The sequence below is a fragment of the Micromonospora sp. URMC 103 genome (assembly GCF_051386435.1).
Classification (GTDB): Bacteria; Actinomycetota; Actinomycetes; order Mycobacteriales; family Micromonosporaceae; genus Micromonospora.
This window is the reverse complement of record NZ_JBPQTR010000005.1, coordinates 1,612,017-1,629,323: the sequence shown is the minus strand read 5'-3', so window position 1 is coordinate 1,629,323 and position 17,307 is coordinate 1,612,017. Positions and strand designations below refer to the sequence as shown.

Sequence of the window (17,307 nt, the reverse complement as noted above, 5' to 3'; positions counted from 1 at the left end):
CGCTGGTAGGAGCGCGAGTGGGAACCGTAGTCAGCCGACGTGAATACCGCGCCACGGGGACATGGCCGCGGGGCGACGGCTGCGCCGTGTGATCCGGGTCACTCCGAATGAACTTTCACCCGCCGGCCACGTCCGGTGCGCCTGGACAACTTTCGCCGCACAGAGGAGAACGATGCGTTCAGCTCGCACACTATCGACGCTGGCACTGCTGGTGCTCGGCGTCTCGGCGGTGGCTCCGGGCGGTACACCCGCCTCGGCCCAGCCCCGGGCCGCGAAGCCGGCGACCACACCCCCGGTCGCGTCCACGTCCCGGACGGTCACGCTGCTCACCGGCGACACCGTCCACGTCGGCACCGTCGACGGCCAGACGGCCGTCGACGTCGTCCCGGGCCGGGGACGGGAGCGGATCCCGTTCATCACGCACAGCGCCGGCGAGGACGTGCGCGTCATCCCCGCCGACGCCGTCGGCCTGCTCAACCGTGGCAAGCTCGACGAGCGGCTCTTCGACGTGTCGACGCTGCTCCGCTTCGGCTACGACGACACCCGCGCCACCCTGCCGCTCATCGTCGAGCACGGCGGCGCCGCCCCCGCCGGCCTCACCGGCGCCCGGACCACCCGGGAGCTTCCCGAGGCGAGCGCCGTCGCGGAGAGCCGCGCGGACGCGGTGGCCTTCTGGAACAGCGTCACGTCCACGGCGGGCGGCGCCGAGCGGCGGCTGCGGGCCGGGTTCGACAAGATCTGGCTCGACGGGCTGCGCCAGCCCACCCTCGACGTCAGCGTCCCGCTGACCGGCGCGCCGGAGGCGTGGAAGGCCGGCTGGACGGGAGCCGGGGTGAAGGTCGGCGTGATCGACACCGGCATCGACGAGACCCACCCCGACCTGGCCGGCCGCGTCGCCGCCGCCGAGAACTTCACCGCCGACCCGGACACCCTCGACCGGGTGGGCCACGGCACCCACGTCGCCTCCACCATCGCCGGCACCGCGGCCGCGTCGCAGGGCCGGTACAAGGGCATGGCGCCCGGTGCGACGCTCTACAGCGCCAAGGTCTGCGTCGAGGAGGGCTGCCCCGAGTCGGCGATCCTGGCCGGCATGACCTGGGCGGCGCAGCAGGGCGTCAAGGTCGCCAACATGAGCCTCGGCGGCACGGACAGCCCGGAGACCGACCCGATCGAGGCCGCGCTGACCGACCTCACCCACCGCTACGGCGTGCTCTTCGTCGTGGCCGCGGGCAACAGTGGCGAGGCCGGCGAGTCCACGGTGAACTCGCCCGGCGGCGTGGCGGAGGCGCTGACCGTGGGCGCCGTGACCAAGACGGGCGAGCTGGCCTCCTTCTCGAGCCGTGGTCCGCGCGCGGGCGACGCCGGCATCAAGCCGGACATCACCGCGCCCGGCGTCGACATCGTGGCCGCCCGCAGCTCCACCTCCGACCTGGCGCCGGCCGAGAACCCGCGGTACGCGAGCCTCAACGGCACCTCGATGGCGACCCCGCACGTGGCCGGGGCGGCGGCGATCCTGGCCCAACAGCACCCGGACTGGACGCCGGAGCGGATCAAGTCGACGTTGATGGCCGCGGCGAAGCCGAGCGCCACCATCGGTGTCTACGAGCAGGGCGCGGGCTTCCTCGACGTCGCCCGGGCGACCCGGCAGACCGTCACGGCGAGCCCGGTCAGCGTCGCCTTCGAGCGGACCGGCGCCGCGCAGCAGCGCACGATCACGTACGCGAACGCCGGTTCCTCCACGCTCACCCTGGCCGTCTCCCTCGACGCCAGGGACGCCGACGGCGCGCCCGCGCCGGCCGGCCTGTTCGGTCTCAGCGCCTCCTCCGTGACGGTCCCGGCCGGCGGCACGGCCACCGTCACCGTCACCGTGCGGGCCGGCGCCGACCTGCCCGACCGCTACGTCGGCGGTGAGGTGACCGCCACCGGCGGCGGGGCGCAGGTGCAGACCCCGGTGGCCCTCGACATCGCCCGCAGCCGGCTCACCCTCGCACTCGTCGGGCCGGACGGCGGGGCGCCCACGCCCGACCAGGGCTGGGCGACCGTCCTGACCGACCTCGACCGGCAGACCGTGCAGGTGCTCAGCAACCCGGCGACCACCACGTACCGGATCCGCGCGGGCCGCTACCTGGTCCAGACCTACCTGGAGAGCGGCGACCCGGACTTCCCGCAGGTCACGTCGTTGGTGCGGCCAAGCCTCGACCTGACCCGGGACCAGACGCTCACCATGGACACCCGCCTCGCGAAGCCGGTCGCGGTCTCCGTGCCGAACCCGAAGGCCAGCATGGTCTTCCCGGAGGCCGGCTGGACGATCCGGACCGAGCAGCCGCAGATCTGGGGCAGCAACGACCCGTACGGCGTGCTGATGAACCTTCCCTTCGACCATCTGCGGACGGCGCAGATCGGGGCGGGCAGGACGCCCGGCTTCGTCTCCTACGTCAACGGGATGTGGGGCCAGGTGGCCGCGGACGGCAGCCTGCACAACAGCCCGTACGTCTACCGGGTCTACCTGTACGAGCCGGAGAAGATGATGACCGGGCTGACCCGCAGGCTGCGGGACGGCGACTTCGCGACCGTGCGCTCCCAGATCAGCGCGGACGTGGCCGGCGTGCCGGTGTCACGGCTCGCGGTCGCGCACGCGCCGGGCAACTCCCCGATCACCCGGTCGACCGACGGGCGGCAGGCCCCACCGAGCTTCACCTACGACGCGCCGAGCACCATCACCGAGTACTACAACCAGGACAAGTCGGCGGTGTGGCAGTCGACCTCGGCCCAGCAGGGGTACACGTACTACGAGTCCGCGTGGACCAGCTTCAAGCCCGGGCGCACGTACACGGTGAAGTGGGCCAACGCGGTGGCCGGACCGGTGTTCCCCGAACCGAAGTTCGGCCAGCAGTTCGCCACCCGCTACTGGGGCGACACCATCGGCGGGCCGGGACCGCTGCACGGCGACGGCGCCGGGCACATGGGCTTCCGGCACGTCGTCGGCGGAAGCGCGCAGGTGGACCTCTACCGCGACGGGGTCAAGATCGGCGACGCGAACCAGGTGCCGTGGACGTGGGACGTGCCCGCGGAGAAGGGTGACTACCGGCTGACGGCGAGCTTCCACAGTGACCCGGCGTTCACCCTGTCGACGGTCGTCGACGCGGAGTGGACGTTCACGTCCGGGCACGTGGGCGACGGCGAGCTGGTGAAGCTGCCGTTGACGGCGATCCGGTACACCCCGGACCTCGACATCGACAACCGAGCCCCGGCCGGCCGCCTGTTCCCGATCCCGGTCTCGCTCGACCGTCAGGTCGGGGCGGCGCCGGGCCGGACCAGGACCCTGACCGTCGAGGCGTCCTTCGACGACGGCCGGACCTGGCGGAAGCTGCCCGTGCTGCGCACCGGCGAGAAGGCGGTCGCCTGGGTGCACAACCCGACCGGCGCCGGCTTCGTATCGCTGCGGGCCGCCGCCACGGACACCGGCGGCAACACGGTCAAGCAGACCATCATCCGCGCCTACCGGTACTGATCGGTGGGCCCCCGGACGCGGCGCCCCACGGCGCCGCGTCCGGGTCACCGTGCCGGAGCAGCCGGTCGCGGAGACGCGAACCGCCGCCGCGCGCCGCGTGCGCGCTGAGCTGGTAGTGGTCGGACACCCGCGCGACGGCGGCGGCCCGCTCGGCCGTGTCGTCGTGCTCCTCCCCGAGGTCCACGGCGTAGGCGTGCAGCAGGTCGTGCGTCCGCCACCGGTCGTCCTCGTGCCGCACCAGCATCTGCGCCGCGAGTTCGGCCAGCAGGCCCCGGGCGGCGCGCGGCGGCAGGCCGCCCAACGCGGCGGCCGCCTCCGTGCTCAGCTCCCGGACCGGGGCCAGGGGGAGCAGCCGGAAGAGCCGCGCCGCCGCGGGCGTGAGGGCCCGGTAGGACCAGGAGAAGCTCGCCTCCAGGTCCGCGTGTGCGTCGCCGAAGCCGGCCAGCCGGCCGCCGCCCTCGGCCAGCTCACGGGCGACCGCGGGCAGGCCGAGCCCGGGCCGGCCGACGCCGCGGGTGGCGACCAGCGCCAGGGCCAGCGGCAGCCGGCCGCACCGCGCGATGATCTCGTCGACGGCGGCCGGGTGGACGGCCGCCGCGTCGCCGAGCCGGCGCTCCAGCAGCTCGCGGGCCTCCGCGTCGGTCAGCGGGTCGAGATGCAGCGGGTGTGCGCCCGCACCGGCCAGGCCGCTGATCCGGCGGCGGCTGGTGGCGATGACGAGACTGTCACCGGTGCCGGGCAGCAGGTGCCGGATCTGCTCCCAGTCACGGCAGTTGTCGAGCAGGACGAGCATCCGGCGCTCGGCCAGGATGCTGCGGTAGAGGCCGGCCTGGGCGTGCAGCTCGGCCGGGATGGCGGTCGACGGGACCCCGAGGGACCACAGGAAGCCGCGCAGCGCCTCCGCCGGTGCCATGACGGCGTCGCCCGCGTCGAAACCGCGCAGGTCCGCGTGCAACTGCCCGTCGGGGTAGCGGGCGGCCAGCCGGTGGGCCAGGTGCACCGCGAGGGTCGTCTTCCCGACACCGGCCATCCCGTCGATGAGCAGCGCCGTGGTCCGACCGTCTCCGGCCAGCGCCGCCTCGGCCGCGGCCACGACGTCCCGCCGACCCGCGAAGTAGGGGTGGTCGGCCGGCAACTGCGCCGGCGCCTCGGCCGAGGTCGGCCGCGACGCCTCCGGCCCGCCTGACGGCCACGCCTCGGCGTCTCCGCCGGCGGGTGGCGCTTCGGGCCGGAGGACGGCCGGTCCGGCGCCGCGCCGCGACGGGGATCCGCCGCCCGGGGAACCGCGACCGAGCAGGGCGTGCCGGGCCGCACGCAGCTCGACGCCGGGCTGGATCCCGAGTTCGTCGGCGAGCCGGTGTTCGATGTCGGCATAGGCCGCAAGTGCCTCCCCGCGCCGGCCGTCCGCGGCGAGCGCGAGCAGCAGCCGCGCCTGCAGTGCCTCGTCCCACGGCTCGTGCTCGGCGGCGAGCCGGATCGCGGGCAGCACCCGGTGGACGCGGCCGGCCCGCAGGGCGACGTCGGCCGCCGCCCGGACGGCCGCGAACCGCTCACCGTCGACGGCCACGAAATCCGGGTGGGGCCGGCCACCGGACTGCAGGCCGGAGGCGCACCGGTCACGCCACAGCGCCAGCGCCTCCCGGTAGAACTCGACGGCCGGCTCGCCCGAGCTGTCGGCGGCCCGGGCGACCAGGCGCCGGAAGCGCAGCAGGTCGAGCGACTCCTCGTCGATCTTCATCCGGTACGCGGCGCCGTCACGGATCAGCACCGAACCCGCCGCCCGCGTCGCGAGGCCCGGCTCGAAGCGCCGCCGGAGCATCCCGACGTGCCGGTGCACCACGTTGACCGCGCTGGGTGGCGGGTCGGACTCCCACAGCAGGTCGACGAGGTCGGCGACGCTGACCGCGGCGCCGGCCCGGGCGAGCAGCAACGCCAGGATCAGCCGCTGCTGCCGGGTGCCCAGGTCGATGTCGGACTGGCCGCGCCAGGCCCGCACCGGGCCGAGGACGGCGAACGAGAGTGGGCTGGTCATGCTGGTGCGATCCGTACGGAGCTGGTGGGCAGATTCGCCACAGCATGGCAGGGCCCGCGGCCGTTCGGTCCCACGTCGTGCCTGTGAACTTCGACTCAGGCCGGATCGCCGGCCGGGCAGTCCGTCCTGGTCAGGCGGCCTCGAGGCCGGTACGCAGAGCCCGCAGCGCATGGTGGGTCCGCGACTTCACCGTGCCGACGGGCACCCCCAACCGGCCCGCGACCTCCTTCGGTGACCGCCCCACGAGGTAGACCTCGGAGAGCAGGGCGCGCTGCGCCGGGCTCAGCCGACCAAGCGCGCGCCGGATCGCGTGCGACGCGAGCGCCGCGCCGGTGGTGTCGTCGCCGGCCGGAACCCAGGTCATGTCGACGAGGTGGACCTCGGTCGGGCGGCCCCGCCGCAGCCGGACGCCGTCGATGACGAGCCGCCGGGCGACGGTGAGGAGCCACCGGCGGGCGGCGTCGGGCTCGGTCGGCACCGCGTCGAGGTGCCGCCAGGCCCGCAGCATCGTCTCCTGCAACAGATCCTCGGCGGTCTGCCGCTGGTCGCGGGTCAGCAGGAGCAGGAGCCGCAGCACGGCACGGGCGTGGTCGGCGTGCAGCGCGGTCATGCGCGCGGCCCGGCCGGCCGGTGGTTCGTCGGATGCCCGGAGCACGGTCCACCCCACAGACAGGAGCAACGGCGAGTGAGGCACGAGCCTAGGGACGGGCGATGCGTTTGGACTGACGTGTGAGTGCGAATCGAGTGCCGTCGCCGACCGTGGTCGGTCACGGACCCGACGTGACCGTCGCGAGCCGGCCAGCCAGCCGCCGGCCGGTCTGCGTCTGCCCGTACGGGATCAGCGACAGCGCCTCCCGCCACGCCCGCACCGCGGCGTCCCGCTCGCCGGCGGCGGCGAGCACGTCGCCGAGCAGCGCCAACACCTCCGCGGCCGGCGCCGGCGCGGACGCCTCCTGGTAGGCGACGGCCGCCTCGCGCCAGCAGTCGACAGCCGTGCCGAGCTCCCGTCGGGCGGAATGAGCGCGGCCGAGCACCTCCCACGCCTCGGCGACGCCCAGCCTGTACCGCGCCGCGCGCGACAGCGCCATCGCCTGTTCGGCGTGGCGGACGGCCTCGTCCGCCCGGCCCAGCTCGGCGTTGCTCCCCGCGATGATCACCAGGGCGTCGGCGAGCAGCCGCTCGTCCCCGACCGCCCGGGCCGGCTCCAGCGCCTCGGAAACCGTCCGCACGACCTCCCCGTGTCGCCCCTGGGCGCCCAGGACCATCGCCCGGTTGATCCTGGCCCGGGTCAGCTCGCCGGGCAGGCCGAGCCGGGCGAGCAGCTCGACCGCCCGGTCGAGGTGCGCGACCGCGGTCTCGTGCTCGTGCCGGAAGTAGGCCGCCCCCGCCAGGCTGCGGTGCATCCGGGCCTGCCCGACCAGGTCGCCGCCGGCCCGTGCGGCAGCGAGGGCGACCTCGCCGGTCGTCGTCCAGTCGACCCACCGACCGCTGCGGTCGAAGAAGTGCTGCATGCCCAGGGCGAGTTGCCACGCCTCGGCGTGCCGGCCCTGCCGGGCGGCCCGGCCGACCAGCGCGATGAGGACCTGCCGCTCGGCGGTGAACCAGGCCATGGCGTCGACGTGGTCGGCGAAGCGCAGCGGGGTCTCGCCGGGCCCCGGCTCGATCATCGGCTGGTACTCGGAGGTCAGCAGCCGCCGGTCCGCCTCGTAGCTCGTCGCCCGGTAGAACTGGAGGCAGCGCAGCTCCGCGGCGGCCCGCGCGGCCGGGCTGTCGTGCTCCTCGCCGAGCTCCGTGGCGTAGGCCAGCAGCAGGTCGTGGGTGCGGTAGCGGCCCGGACGATCCTCGACGACCAGGTGCGCGCGGCTCAGCTCGCCGAGCAGCGCACGACCGGTCCGCAGCGGGACGCCGGCCAGGCCCGCCGCGCCGGCGACCGAGATGTCCGGGCCGGGATGGATCGGCAGCAGACGGAAGAGCCGGGCGGCCGACGCGGACAGTTCCCGGTAGGACCAGGAGAAGACGGCCCGCAGGCCGGCCTGCGGGCCGTCGCCGTCGAAGCCGTCGAGGCTGCCGGGCGCGTGAGCCAGGTCGGCGGCGATCTGCGCCGGTGGCGTCCCCGGCAGGCCCGCCGCGCGGGCGGCCACGAGGGCCAGCGCGAGCGGCAGCCGCCCGCACGCGTCGATGATGGCGTCGATGGCCGCCGGGTCCGCGGCCACACGGGCGGCGCCGAGCAGCCGTACGAACGCCGCGCGGGCCTCGTCGACGCTCGGCAGGCCGACCGGCAACGGGTACGCGCCGGCGGTGGTGAGCAGGGTGCTGAGCCGACTGCGGCTCGTGACGATGACGAGGCAGCCGGGGCTGCCCGGCAGCAGGTGCCGGATCTGCTCGGCGTCCCGGCAGTTGTCGAGCACGACGAGCAGCCGCCGCCCGGCGAGCCTGCTGCGGTACATGCCCGCCTGGGCGTGCAGCTCGGCGGGAATGCCCTCCTGGGGCACCCCGAGCGAGCCGAGGAAGCCGCGCAGCGCCTCCGAGGCACTCATCGCCGGCTCGCGCCCGTCGTATCCGCGCAGGTCGACGTACAGCTGCCCGTCCGGGTAGCCGGCGGCCAAGCCGTGGGCGAGGTGGACGGCGAGGGCCGTCTTGCCGACCCCGGGCATGCCGTCGATCGCGAGCACCGCCGACCCGTCCGGGCCCGCGACCGCCGCGCGGGCCTCGGCGACGAGGTCGTCCCGGCCGGTGAAGAAGGACAGGTCCGGCGGCAGCTGCGCGGGTCGGGGGAGTGGCGGCGGCGACGCGGCACGCGGGCGGGTGCGCTGGTGCAGCAACCGGTCGTACGCCTCCCGCAGCTCCTCTCCCGGGTCGATGCCCAGGTCGTCGGCGAGCCGGCGGCGCACCACCCGGTACGTCTCGACGGCCTCCGCCTGGCGGCCGTCGGCGGCGAGCGCGAGCAGCAGCCGGCTCTGCAACGACTCGTCGAGCGGGTGCTGCTCGGCGGCCTGCCGCAGCGGCGCCAGCACCGCGCTCAGCCGGCCGCACTGCTCGGCGGCGTCGGCGGCCTCGCGCACGGCCTGGGCACGTTCGCCCTCCACGGCGAGGAACGCGGGGTGCTCTCGGGACACCGGTTCCAGGCCGGCGGCGCACCGGCCGCGCCACAGCCGCAGCCCGTCGAGGGAGTGCCTCAACGCCGACTCCGGGTCGCCGGCCCGCAGGCACCGGCGCGCCAGCCCGCTCAGCGACCGGAACCGCAGCAGGTCGAGGGATTCGTCGTCGGTGTGCAGCCGATAGCCCGAGAGTTCCCGCACGATGTACCGGCCCGCCGACCGGACGGGCAGGTCGGGCTCGAACAGCCGCCGCAGCATCCCGACGTGCCGATGCACGACGTTCGCGGCGCTGACGGGCGCCCGCTCGCCCCAGATCAGGTCGACCAGGTCGGCCAGGGGAACCGGTGCGCCGGCCCGGGCCAGCAGCAGCGCGAGCACCAGGCACTGCTGGCGCGCGCCCAGGCGCAGCTCGGCGTCGGCGCGGACGACCCGGACGGGACCCAGCACCGAGAAGCCGATGGTCCCGCCCGTCTCCGCCCGCACGCCGGCAACGGTAACCGGCGGGCCGTCACCCGGAAGCGTGCCCCCGAACAGGGAAAGTCGGCGTTATCGTCGGGGGCATGGCGGTGCCGTCGCGGCGGGTGGTCAGCCCGGAGCGCGTCGTCCAGGCCGGCTGCGCGTTCTTCCTCCGCCACGCCACGGTCGACATGGACGCCCTCGCCGGCAACCTCGCGGTCAGCCGGGCCACGCTCTACCGGGTGGTGCACAGCCGCGACCGGCTGCTCGGCGACGTGCTCTGGCGCCTCGCGGACCGGCTACTCGCCCGTGCCCGCGCGGACACCTTCACGACCGGCGTCGACGGGGTGCTGGAGACCACCCGCCGGTTCGCCGTGGCCGTGCGGCAGGCCCAACCGTTCCGGGCCTTCCTGCGCGCCGAGCCGGCAACGGCGGCGCGGGTGCTGTTCACGCCGGCCGGCGGCGTGCACGTCCGGGTCGTCGAGGCGCAGAAGGCCATCCTCGCCGCCGCTGCCGCCGATCCCGCCTGGTCGCCGGACGACCTCGACGGCGCCGCCTTCCTGTACGTGCGCATCGTCGAGTCCATGTTGTACGCGGAGCTGATCAGCGGGCGGCGGACCGACCCGGCCACCGCCGAGCGGGCCGCCCGGGCCGTGCTCGAAGCCTGCTGAAGGCGGCTGCGACAGCCGTCTCAGCTTCCCGCCGACCGATTCCGCCTCCATCGACGACCGCTTATGGTACGGCCAGGAGCCCGTCGTGAAGGAGTCGCCATGACACGTCCACGGCGCACCGCCGTCCTCGCCGCCGGCCTGGTCGCCGGCCTGGCCGCCACGCTGCTCGCCCCGGCGCCCGGGCACGCCGCCGCGGCCGGGGAGCGCGAGCCGATCGCCCGCGCCGCGGTCCACGGCCCGATCCCTGGGACGGTGCCGGGCGACCGGCTCGCCGAGCGGCTGGCCGACACGTACCCCTTCTTCTCGACGCCGGACGACCTGGCCGCCAGGGGCTACGTCGAGGAGGAGTTCTACCTCTCCGGCGTGGCCGACGGTTGGGACACCGCCGGCAACCGGGTCGCCACGGACGTGGCGTACGAGACGCGACTGATCGTGCGACGGCCGGCCGACCCGCGCCGGTTCAGCGGCGTCGCGCTGGTCGAGTGGCAGAACGTCACCGCCGGATACGACCTCGACGCGCTGTGGAACGCGGAGTCCACGACCCGTGCCGGCGACGCCTGGATCGGTGTCTCGGCCCAGCGGGTCGGCGTCGACCAGCTCCGCGGCTGGAGCCCGACCCGGTACGGCCGGCTCGACGTCACCGGCGGCGGCCGGTACGTCGCCGACGAACTCTCCTACGACATCTTCGCCCAGGCCGGGAAGGCCGTCGCCGACCCGCGCGGCGTCTCCCCGCTGGGCCGGCTGCGGGCCCGCACCGTGCTGGCCATCGGCGCCTCGCAGTCGGCCAGCCGGATGACCGTCTACTACGACCGGGTGCTGCCCCAGGTGCGGCCGGTGTTCGACGGGTACGCCTTCGTCGTGGGCTCGGCGCCCGCCCGGGTCGGCGACGAACCCGTGTTCCAGGTGCTGTCCGAGACCGACGTCCGCACGCCCGTCCGCCCGGCCGACACCGACCGGTTCCGCCGGTGGGAGGTGGCCGGCGCCGCGCACAGCGGCTACAACGGCCTGGTCTACCGGGCGCCCATGCAGGAACGCGACCTGGGCGGCGCGCCCGTGTACACCTGCGCCCAGCCGCCGTTCAGCCGGGTGCCGATGCACCACGTGACCGCCGCCGCGTACGCCCACCTGGTGCGCTGGGTCGAACGGGGGACCCCGCCGCCCACCGCGCCGCCGCTGGTGTTCAACCCCGACGGCACGAAGGCCCGTGACGCCAACGGTCTGGCGCGGGGCGGGATCCGGCTGTCGCAGGTGGCCGTCCCGACCGCGCTGAACACCGGCGACAACGCCGGCGAGTCGTTCTGCCGGCTGTTCGGCACCTACCAGCCGTTCGACGAGGCCACCCTGGACCGGCTGTACCCGAGCCACGCCGGGTACGTCGGCCGTGTGGTGGCCACCGACGTCCGTAACGTCGCCGCCGGCTACCTCCAGCCGGCCGACGCCGTCGAGAACCTCCGCGAGGCGGTCCGGTCCGGGGTGGGGCGCCACTGACCGGTCCTGTCGGCCGACGCGGCGGCGCTCCTGGCGCCACCGTTAGGGCCGGTAGCATCTGATCAGGTAGAGCACGCAGGGCAGCCCCACGACGACCACCACGGCGAAGATGATGCCGACCCACAACGGCCCCGGCGTGGCTTTGGGGGCGGCGAGAACGGCGTCGAGCGCGCGGTACCCCGGCATCGTCGGCTGGCCGAGGGGTTGTCCAACCACGCCATCGGCCGCCGCCTCTTCCGGAGCGAATGCGCCATCAGCAAGGACACGACCTCGCTGTTCGGCAAGCTCGGAATCGTCGACGACAACGACAGGAAACGTCGTGTCCTCGCCGTCCTCACCTACCTGAACAGGCTGTAGCCGGCGATCTCTCTGAACGGCCGCGTCCGCGGAACGCGCACGTTCCGTGGCACGCAGGTAGGCAACAGAAAGCGGTGGGCAATAAAAAAGGGAGGGAAACTCCCTCCCACTTTTAACTTATAGCGCACCGGGGGGCTTGCGGCAAGACCCGGGTCGTACCGCAAAATCGTCGGCCGAGGCCCGGACCTGCAGAAATGAGATTCACGAATTGACCACCAGTGTGTTTCACCTTCCCGATCACCTCACCGCCAAGGCGGACCCGGGGCTGACCGCCGGCGACGAGCAGCATTTCGTGGCCATCGCGGAGAGCCTCGAACATTCGATCGCGGACGTGTCCGACCGCCTCGCCGCCGCGCGCAGGGCGGCCGCCGGGAAGGGCCAGCGGGCGTCGGACCGGGACCAGGAGGTCCGCCGGCTGACCGCGCGACTGCGGGGGCTGCGGCGTTTCGGTCTGGACCTGTGCCTCGGGCGCATGGTCGGCGCGGACGGCTCCGCGCCCGTGTACGTCGGCCGGTTCGGCCTCCGGGACAGCGCGGGCCGTCAGTTGTTGCTCGACTGGCGTTCACCCGCGGCCGAGCCGTTCTTCGGGGCGACGCACGCCAACCCGATGGGCCTCGCGAGCCGCCGCAGGTACCGCTGGACCCGCGGCCGGATCACCGACTACTGGGACGAGGTGTTCACCCCGGACGGCTGGGAAGGGCACGCCGCGCTCGACGACCAGTCCGCCTTCATTGCCACGCTGGGCAGCAGCCGGTCGGCGCGGATGCGGGACGTGCTCGGCACCATCCAGGCCGACCAGGACGCGATCATCCGCGCGGGGTCGAGCGGCGCGCTCGTCGTGGACGGCGGGCCGGGCACCGGCAAGACCGTCGTCGCCCTGCACCGCACCGCCTACCTGCTCTACGCCGACCCCCGCCTCAACCAGCGCCGCGGCGGCGTGCTGTTCGTCGGCCCGCACCAGCCCTACCTCGCCTACGTCGCCGACGTCCTTCCCAGCCTCGGCGAGGAGGACGTGCAGACCTGCACCCTGCGGGATCTCGTCCCGGAGGGCGCCGCCGCGACCGTCGACACCGACCCCGAGGTGGCCCGCCTGAAGTCGTCCGCGGACCTCGTGAAGGCGATCGAGGCGGCCGTCCGGTTCTACGAGGAGCCGCCGGCCGAGGGGATGACGGTCACGACCGACGACGCCGGCATCTGGCTGGGCGCCGAGGACTGGGCCGAGGCGTTCGAGGCGCCGGGGCCCGGCACCCCGCACAACGAGGCGCGCGACGAGATCTGGGAGGAACTGCTCACGATCCTGATGGACAGGTACGACGGCGACGAGCCGGACGACCTGGTCCGCCGGTCGCTGTCGCGGAACAGGGAGCTGCTCACCGCCTTCCACCGTGCCTGGCCGCTGCTCGACGCGGCCGACGTCGTCGCCGACCTGTGGTCGGTCCCCGCCTACCTCCGGAAATGCGCTCCCTGGCTCGGCGCCGACGAGATCCGGACGCTCCAGCGCGGCGACGCCCGCGCCTGGACGGTGTCCGACCTGCCGCTCCTGGACGCGGCACGGCAGCGGCTCGGAGACGCGGAGACGTCCCGGGGCCGACGCCGGCGCGACGCGGCCGTGGCGGTCCAGCGCGAGCACATGGCCCGGGTCGTCGACGACCTGATCGCGTCCGCGGCGTACGACGACGGCGAAGGCCTCATGACGATGCTGCGCCAGCAGGACCTGCGGGACGTCCTGGTCGACGAGACCGGGCTGCCCGACGCCGATCCGGACCGGCTCGCCGGCCCGTTCGCGCACATCGTCGTGGACGAGGCGCAGGAGCTGACCGACGCCGAGTGGCAGATGTTGCTGCTGCGCTGCCCGTCCCGCAGCTTCACCGTCGTGGGCGACCGCGCCCAGGCCCGGCACGGGTTCACCGAGTCGTGGCAGGAGCGGCTCGAACGGGTCGGGCTCGACCGGATCACCCTGGCCTCGCTGCGCATCAACTACCGGACGCCCCGGAAGGTGATGGCGGAGGCCGAGCCGGTCATCCGGGCCGTGCTCCCGGACGCCAACGTGCCGACCTCCATCCGCGGCAACGACCTCCCCGTCGTACACGGATCCGCCGCCGATCTGCACGCGATCCTCGACACGTGGCTCGCCGCGCACGCCGAGGGCACGGCGTGCGTCATCGGCGATCCCGCGTTCCGGGCGACGCCCCGCGTCCGGTCGCTGCCGCCGGAGCTGTCGAAGGGGCTGGAGTTCGACCTCGTCGTCCTCGTCGACCCGCAGGCGTTCGGCGACGGCGTCGAAGGGGCCGTCGACCGCTACGTGGCGATGACCCGGGCCACGCAGCAACTCGTCGTCCTCACGACCCCCTGACGGCGTCCCGGTCCGGCGGGCCGCGTGCGGCGTGCCGGGCCTCGCGCGGCAGGAAAACCGGCGCGAGGTCCGACACGCTGCGGCGGGCCGCCGTAACCTGACGTCACACCGCACCGGGAGGAGCCGTCCATGATCGAGCTGGCCGACATCCGCCGCTACGCGATGGCGCTGCCGGGCGTCGTGGAGCAGCCGCACTTCCGGCTGCCCGGCTTCCGCGTCGCGGACCGGCTCCTCACTCACCTGGAGAGGGGCGACGCGCACGCGATCGTGTGCGTCGGGCAGGCGGAGGCCGAGAGCGCGGCCCGGGACGAGCCCGACGTCTACGAGGAGGTGTGGCGCAGCGGCCGCATCTTCGTGGGCCTCCGCGTCGACCTCGCCAGGGTCACGCACGAGCGCATGCGGGAGCTCATCGCGCACGCCTGGCGCAACCGGGCGCCGAAGCGCCTGGTCGCCCAGCACGACGGTCGCGGTGACGCGCACGTCGCCACTCCAGCCTGAGGGGGCTTGCTTCGCCGAAGGGCGCGTCCGGAAGCCGCCGTCGGGTCAGGCGTTGGCCAACTGCTCGCGGTGGTCGCGAATGAACTCCGCGACGCTGCGCGGCGACCGGCCGATGACGCTCGCGACGTCGTCGTTGGTGAAGTCGCCCCACCCGGAGCCGTAGGCCACCCGGTACTCGGTCAGGACCTCCGCCGTCCACCGGTCGAGCCCCGCCTCGAGCAGGCCGGCGAGTGTCTGGTCCGGGCTCTGCGGCACGTAGCTCACCGGCCGTCCCAGCGCGCGGCTGAACTCCTCGGCCACCTCGTAAAGGGAGACGCTCTCCGGGCCGGTGGGGGTGTAGATCTTGCCCTCGTGTCGGGTCGGGTTGGCGAGGATCTCGGCCCCCATGGCGGCGATGTCGCGTACGTCGATGACCCCGGCCCGTGCCTCGCCGAGGACCCCGTACAGGTGCTCCCCGGCCAGGGTGCCGAGCAGGTTCTGCATGAAGTGGCTCGGTCGCAGGATCGTCCAGGCGATGCCCGAGTGCTGGAGTTCGGCGTCGGAGAGCGCGTGCAGGCGGCCGTTGCGGGTGGGCGCGTCGTGCGCGGCGCCGATGGCCGAGAGCCGGACGATGTGCCGCACCCCGGCCTGGCGGGCGGCCCACACCGCGTTCATGCTCTGGCTCGGTGCGAGCGGGCCCATGGGCGTCAGCAGCCACAGCGTGGTCACGCCGTCGAACGCCGGCGCCAGCGTGGAGGGCAGGTCCAGGTCGCCGACGACGTAGTCGACGCCGTCGAGGTCGGGTGCGCGCGAGATGTCCCGGACGAGGGCGCGTACCGGCTGCTTGCCGGCGAGTTCCCGCAGGACCTCCGTCGACACGGTGCCGGTCGTCCCGGTGATCAAGATGGTCATGTCGCTTTCCTTCGGGTCGTGCCGGGCCGTGTTCGGGCCGCGGCTGGTCCATGTCGTGCGGTGGGGCCGACCGCGCCGGGCCGACGGCCCGGCCGCGGGGGCGGGCGTCACGCCCACTCGTCCGCGGTCGGCCTACTGTCATGCAGGTCCGGGCGGTGGTGCCGTCACGACGATATAGTCCAAGAATGTGACAGTCCAATGATTGGACCAAAATATGAAGCGCAGCACACGCAAGGAGCAGGAACCCGACCTCGGGATCCTCGCCGTCCAGCTCTCCGCGGGGGTCCAGCGGGAGATCTTCACGCGGGCGGCGCAGCAGGGCTTCGCGGACGTCCGGCCGCGTCACGGCGCGGTGCTCGCGTACCTCGACCCGGAGGGCACCCGCCCGGGCGAACTGGCCCGCCTGGCCGGGCGGAATAAGCAGACGATGGGCGCGATCCTCGACGAGCTGGAGCGACTGGGCTACGTCCGGCGCGTCCCCGACCCGGCCGACCGCCGGGCCAAGCTGGTCGTCCCCACGGACCGGGGCCGCACGTTCATGGAGGTCTCCGACCGCCTCGTGGGCCTGATCGAGCAGAACCTCGCGAGCACGCTCGGCCCGGACCTCTACCGGGACTTCCGGGAGGCGCTGCGTCGCGGCGTGGCGAGCCTGCCGGCGACCGGCCACGACGCCGAGGGCTGAGGCCGTCGGGCGCCCGCCCTCGGTGCTGGCCGATCTTGACGTATCGGTACGACCGTGGAAATCTCGGAACGATCTTGGCGACATCCTGGACGTCCTGATCGGGAGGGAACATGCGCCGGAGCCGATTCTGTGGAGGACTCGTCGCGCTGCTCGTCGGCTCGACGGCGGCGGTGGCCGGGCCGACGGCCCCGGCGAGCGCTGGTGCCGCCTGCGAGCCGGTCGTGACCGGCGCCCGCCCGGCCGTCGGGCTCCAGCAGAAGTGGGCGCACTTCGGGGACCGCGCCGGCGCGGGGGAGTGGGCCGGCGGTGACGGCACCTACTCGACGCCGCTGCCGGACGGTCGCACGGCGTGGCTGTTCAACGACACGTTCGTGGGCCCCGTGGGGCCCGGCCGCGGCATCACGCCGCAGGCGCCGGTGCACAACACGATCGTGACGGCGCACGGCGGCAGCGGCCGGCCGAGCGAGACCGTCGTGCGGGGGACCGCGGAGAACCCGCTGCCGATCGTCGGCCCGGCCGGCACGGACGAGCCGTGGTACTGGAACGGCGACGGCATCGTCGACGACGGCAAGCTGTACGTCTTCGAGTTCCAGCAGCGGGCGGCCGGCGAGGGCCACTTCGGCTTCGAGTGGATCGGGACCGACCTCGCCACCCTGTCGTTGCCCGACCTGCGGCTGCGCGCCGTCACCCCGACCTACGACGGGCACGGGATCCAGTGGGGCGTGGAGCTGCTCCGCGCGGGCGACTACATCTACATCTACGGTGTGGGATCGACCCAGTGGCCCGGCAAGCAGGCGCACGTCGCGCGCGCCCGGGTCGGCCACCTCGACGACGCCTGGGAGTTCTACACGGGCAGTGGCTGGTCCCCGGACGAGGGCGACGCCGCCGTGATCCTGGAAGAGGTCGGATCCTCGTACGGTGTCGCCCAGGTCCAGGGCCACTACGTGCTGGTCACCACGGACAGCTACCTCGGCTCCGAGATCTACGTCCACACGGCGTCGACGCCGTTCGGCTTCGCCGGCTCCGAGCGTGTGCCGGTGTACGACACGCCCGAGGGGCAGCCGGAGTTCGACGCCGACGCGGCCGGTGACATCTACACGTACAACGTGGCCGTGCACCCGACGCTGAGCGGCCGGGACGACCTCGTCGTGTCCTACAACGTGAACAGCACGAGCATCGCGGACCTGTACCGGGACATCAGCAACAACCGGGCCCGGTACCTGGACCTGCGGTTCGCGCCCGCCGGCCGCGGCTGCCGGTAGTCCTCCGG

13 protein-coding genes are annotated in these 17,307 nt (G+C 74.2%); 8 read left to right on the top strand and 5 right to left on the bottom strand.

Going from position 1 to position 17,307, the window contains the following annotated elements; genetic code table 11:
* The first annotated feature begins 172 nt into the window (after positions 1-172).
* Positions 173-3,511: a S8 family peptidase gene (locus ACSNOA_RS20545; protein ID WP_436660581.1), complete on the top strand. Its 3,339-nt coding sequence runs from the start codon at positions 173-175 to the stop codon at positions 3,509-3,511.
* Here ACSNOA_RS20545 and ACSNOA_RS20540 read toward each other — a convergent pair.
* The 3 genes from ACSNOA_RS20540 to ACSNOA_RS20530 form a co-directional block, all read right to left on the bottom strand.
* Positions 3,489-5,543: a BTAD domain-containing putative transcriptional regulator gene (locus tag ACSNOA_RS20540; RefSeq protein ID WP_436660580.1), complete on the bottom strand. Its 2,055-nt coding sequence runs from the start codon at positions 5,541-5,543 to the stop codon at positions 3,489-3,491. The two genes, ACSNOA_RS20545 and ACSNOA_RS20540, sit on opposite strands and share 23 nt — an antisense overlap.
* Before the next feature lie 130 nt (positions 5,544-5,673).
* Complete coding sequence (locus ACSNOA_RS20535; RefSeq protein WP_436660578.1) at positions 5,674-6,198, bottom strand: sigma-70 family RNA polymerase sigma factor; 525 nt, start codon at positions 6,196-6,198, stop codon at positions 5,674-5,676.
* A 112-nt stretch (positions 6,199-6,310) separates the two neighbouring features.
* A complete protein-coding gene (locus ACSNOA_RS20530) occupies positions 6,311-9,124 on the bottom strand; it encodes a BTAD domain-containing putative transcriptional regulator (RefSeq protein ID WP_436660577.1) in 2,814 nt (937 codons plus the stop codon).
* A 77-nt stretch (positions 9,125-9,201) separates the two neighbouring features.
* On the opposite strand from ACSNOA_RS20530, the gene ACSNOA_RS20525 reads away from it, so the two are divergent.
* Both ACSNOA_RS20525 and ACSNOA_RS20520 read left to right on the top strand, forming a co-directional pair.
* Positions 9,202-9,768, top strand: a complete 567-nt coding sequence (locus tag ACSNOA_RS20525) for a QsdR family transcriptional regulator (RefSeq protein WP_436660576.1) — start codon at positions 9,202-9,204, stop codon at positions 9,766-9,768.
* A 99-nt stretch (positions 9,769-9,867) separates the two neighbouring features.
* Entirely contained in the window at positions 9,868-11,256 is a 1,389-nt protein-coding gene (locus ACSNOA_RS20520) for an alpha/beta hydrolase domain-containing protein (protein ID WP_436660575.1), read from the top strand.
* Between the two features lie 42 nt (positions 11,257-11,298).
* Here ACSNOA_RS20520 and ACSNOA_RS20515 read toward each other — a convergent pair whose 3' ends face one another.
* Positions 11,299-11,442, bottom strand: coding sequence for a hypothetical protein (locus tag ACSNOA_RS20515; RefSeq protein WP_436660574.1), 144 nt, complete (start codon positions 11,440-11,442; stop codon positions 11,299-11,301).
* An 18-nt stretch (positions 11,443-11,460) separates the two neighbouring features.
* On the opposite strand from ACSNOA_RS20515, the gene ACSNOA_RS20510 reads away from it, so the two are divergent.
* From ACSNOA_RS20510 to ACSNOA_RS20500, 3 genes are all read left to right on the top strand, one after another.
* The gene (locus tag ACSNOA_RS20510) at positions 11,461-11,613 is read left to right on the top strand and encodes a hypothetical protein (RefSeq protein ID WP_436660573.1); all 153 of its coding nucleotides are present in this window, start codon (positions 11,461-11,463) and stop codon (positions 11,611-11,613) included.
* Positions 11,614-11,821: 208 nt separating this feature from the next.
* Positions 11,822-13,966: an RNA polymerase recycling motor ATPase HelR gene (gene helR / locus ACSNOA_RS20505; RefSeq protein WP_436660571.1), complete on the top strand. Its 2,145-nt coding sequence runs from the start codon at positions 11,822-11,824 to the stop codon at positions 13,964-13,966.
* Positions 13,967-14,095: 129 nt separating this feature from the next.
* Positions 14,096-14,464 (top strand): hypothetical protein, encoded by a 369-nt coding sequence (locus ACSNOA_RS20500; protein ID WP_436660569.1) that lies wholly within the window; start codon positions 14,096-14,098, stop codon positions 14,462-14,464.
* 45 nt (positions 14,465-14,509) lie between these two features.
* Here the strand turns inward: ACSNOA_RS20500 and ACSNOA_RS20495 are convergent, their stop codons facing one another.
* Complete coding sequence (locus ACSNOA_RS20495) at positions 14,510-15,355, bottom strand: NAD(P)H-binding protein (protein WP_436660568.1); 846 nt, start codon at positions 15,353-15,355, stop codon at positions 14,510-14,512.
* Positions 15,356-15,569: 214 nt separating this feature from the next.
* Between ACSNOA_RS20495 and ACSNOA_RS20490 the strand changes: the two genes are divergently transcribed.
* Positions 15,570-16,037 (top strand): MarR family winged helix-turn-helix transcriptional regulator, encoded by a 468-nt coding sequence (locus ACSNOA_RS20490; RefSeq protein ID WP_436660566.1) that lies wholly within the window; start codon positions 15,570-15,572, stop codon positions 16,035-16,037.
* Between the two features lie 110 nt (positions 16,038-16,147).
* Complete coding sequence (locus ACSNOA_RS20485; RefSeq protein WP_436660564.1) at positions 16,148-17,299, top strand: hypothetical protein; 1,152 nt, start codon at positions 16,148-16,150, stop codon at positions 17,297-17,299.
* Positions 17,300-17,307: the final 8 nt, after the last annotated feature.